Annotated in this window: 3 protein-coding genes and 1 pseudogene; 3 read left to right on the forward strand and 1 reads right to left on the reverse strand. The window is 61.9% G+C overall.

Features of this window, described 5'->3' with window-relative positions; all coding sequences use genetic code 11:
* Both ABSF49_RS21410 and ABSF49_RS21415 read left to right on the forward strand, forming a co-directional pair.
* Window positions 1–253, forward strand: a pseudogene (locus tag ABSF49_RS21410) (integrase); the annotation flags it as partial.
* 31 nt (window positions 254–284) lie between these two features.
* Window positions 285–500 (forward strand): hypothetical protein, encoded by a 216-nt coding sequence (locus tag ABSF49_RS21415; RefSeq protein WP_424114654.1) that lies wholly within the window; start codon window positions 285–287, stop codon window positions 498–500.
* A gap of 12 nt (window positions 501–512) precedes the next feature.
* On the opposite strand, the gene ABSF49_RS21420 is transcribed toward ABSF49_RS21415, so the two are convergent.
* Window positions 513–2189, reverse strand: a complete 1677-nt coding sequence (locus ABSF49_RS21420) for an IS1634 family transposase (protein ID WP_424114655.1) — start codon at window positions 2187–2189, stop codon at window positions 513–515.
* Between ABSF49_RS21420 and ABSF49_RS21425 the strand changes: the two genes are divergently transcribed.
* A partial coding sequence (locus tag ABSF49_RS21425) for a hypothetical protein (RefSeq protein ID WP_424114656.1) occupies window positions 2176–2777 on the forward strand: 602 nt, incomplete at its 3' end. The two genes, ABSF49_RS21420 and ABSF49_RS21425, sit on opposite strands and share 14 nt — an antisense overlap.

Raw genomic sequence — 2777 nt, forward strand, 5'->3', positions numbered from 1 at the left:
GTTGCAGCGCGCCGGGCGCAAGGACGTCACCGTGCACGGGTTCCGGTCGGCGTTCAGAGATTGGCCTGGCAACGAGACGACCTTTCCGCGCGAGCTTGCCGAGGCGGCGCTTGCTCATAAGGTCGGCGACGCGACCGAGCAGGCTTATCGAAGGTCGGACGCGCTCGACAAGCGGCGCGATCTGATGAACGCGTGGGCGCGGCACTTTCTCCCGACCAGCGCCCAGGTGATTCCGATCCGGCGCGGGCGCTGAAACTCTCCGAATCTTCGGAGAACTACCCCGCGTGTTTCTTGTCCCATTTCGCCTTGATGGCTCGATTGAGCGCAGCGTAAATCTGTCGCGCTTTGTTTTCGGTCACGTTGCCGGTGATCGTCTGCGCGATGTTGTCCGGCGTGTCGCGGGCAAGGTTGAACTGATCTTCTACACCTCGAAATACCAAGCCATTGACTGCAAACGCCGATCGGCGCTGAAAAAGCGCCTTGGCACTACATTTTGCTGATTGTCGGCGGGATCAGTCTTCGCCGAGTTGCCGGACGGTGGGCGGCAGAGCGACGCCGGCGGCGCGAAGCGCAAGACTCGCGGCGGGGCGCGGCGCCGAGCGCAGGAGAAAGCGTTTGCCGTCTTGCTCAACCTGGGTCTCGGTCAACGAGTCGAGGTCGGCGAGGATGTCGGGCCAGGAACCGCTTTCCTCATCTCCTTCGCCGGAGGCCTTGCCCAGATTGGCGATGCGATCCTCCAACTCTTTTTTCAGCACCAGAGCGAGGAAGCTGCATGAGACGTGGCCGCGAATAGTTTCGTCGAGCTTATGAAAGATCGGTCGCGTCGCGAACAGGCTCTTCGATGTTCGGAACGCTCGTTCCACTCTCCAGAGATTTTTGTAGCAGAGCATCGCCTCGAGCGGCGAGATGTCGGCATTGGTTCGCAACACGAACACGCCGTCGAACTTGGCGTCCTCTTCCACCTTGGCCCGATCGATGGCGAAACGGTCGTCGCCGGGCGTGGCGAGGAAGCGACGATAGCCCTTGTTGCCGATGAGGCTCTTGTCGCCCTTCTTCAACTGCCGCTCCAGCGCGGCCAGGATCGCGGCGCGGGCCGCAGCGTCCTTCCTCATCTCGTCGCGATTCCGGCAGACGATGTAGCGCCGGCCGGCCAGCGTCACGGCCTTGGCCTCGTATTCGATATCCTTCTTCCGTTTGGTCAGAACGAAGGGAATGAAAGGAGCGGGATCGTCGAGGACGAGGTCGCGCACCAGCTTGTCGGTGCGCTCGCGAACGCCGAGGATATAGAGGAGCCCGCGCGCCTCCAGTTCGGCGATCGTCTCGGCGCTGATCATGCCGCGATCGGCGACGACGCAAACCCGGCGAACAGAAAAGCGCTTGCGCAACCGGTCGACCACCGGGATCAGACTGCCCGTATCGGCGGTGTTCCCCGGCCACATCTCGGTGCACACCGGTCGGCCGTCGCCGTCGAGCAGCACCGCCAGGATCATCTGGTTGAGATCGGGCCGATGGTCCTTCGAGAAGCCGCGGCGCCCCAGCGTCTGGCCGCCCGCGCCTTCGAAGTAAAGGCTGGTGGTGTCCATGAACACGAGATCGAGCGTGCTGAACAGATCGCGCCGACTCGCGAACAGGGTTTCCTCGACAACGTCTTTCAGGCATCGCGGCGCGAACGGCGTGGCGCCGTCCTGTTGATCCACAGCCAGTTCCTCGCCGAGCCAGGCCATCGCGCGATAAAAGTGATGCAGATCGAGCCCCTCGACGCCCTCGATCCGGTAGTCCCGTCTCCAGCGGTCAGCCGCTCGATCAGAGCCGCCCGCAAACAGGCGATGCAGAACGGTGAGGAAAACCGAGCGCTCCAACGCGAAATCATGGTGTCGCGCGCGGGCCAGGCTCTCGATGACTTCCCCGCAGCCTGTCTCCTCCCACAATCGCTCGAAGACGAGCGCCGGTCCGAGGCGTCGCGTCGAACTCGTCGTCACCTCGCCAGCGGCGAAGGCGTCCACGACAATGGCCTTGGCGGCAAAGCGGGCGCCCGAACGCAGCAGGCGCTGCAGTTGCCCGCTCTCGCGCAAATCCTCGACGCGGCCGAGCGTTGCGATGACCTGCTGGCGAACCGCAGCGCCTTCGCGACGGCTTTCGACGATCTGGAGGTAGGCGCGGCCGCCGGAGGTTTTCTTGCGGAAATACATGGCGCCGTTCCGTGGAGCGACTCAATCAGGGTGCGCACAGGATTCTGTACAACGCACGAAAAGTCTACTTAAATCGCCATCAACGTGGCACTACATTGTCGCAAAACTCTCTGCCCAAACAAGCAATATCAATGGCTTACAGGGCGAAAATCGGCCGCCACTGTTGAAGATCAGCTTGACTGTCAATAACAGACCCACCAAAACGCTGGTCAAGTCAATGGGGGACCTTAGCAACGGCGTCTACGGGGTCGACCTTATCTTTTCCGATGAAGAGGTGTGGGATGACGACAAAGTGGTCATTGCATATCATATAGTCAATAACTCCAGTGGTGAGGCTTCCGCGACAGCGTATCTTCAGCAGACGCTAGGGAAACTAGCGGACGTTGCAGTGCAGGCGCTCGCTAACGACGCCTCAGAGGTCGGTGCGGCTATTGGGACAGCGATTGGAACGGCGATTCCCGTGCCGCTCGTCGGGAGCGCGCTTGGAGCGCTTGCCGGTTGGCTGGTCGGAGATTTTTGGGGCGTCGCATTCCCCAACTGCGACGGTCCCGTAGCCGCAGGCATTCACATTTACACTGGAGCGGAGCT

Source organism: Roseiarcus sp., from assembly GCF_049514155.1.
Classification (GTDB): domain Bacteria; phylum Pseudomonadota; class Alphaproteobacteria; order Rhizobiales; family Beijerinckiaceae; genus Roseiarcus.

Coding starts and splice junctions, on each gene's coding strand:
- ABSF49_RS21420 (WP_424114655.1), bottom strand. CDS start 2,189: ATGTATTTCCGCAAGAAAACCTCCGGCGGCCGCGCCTACCTCCAGATC.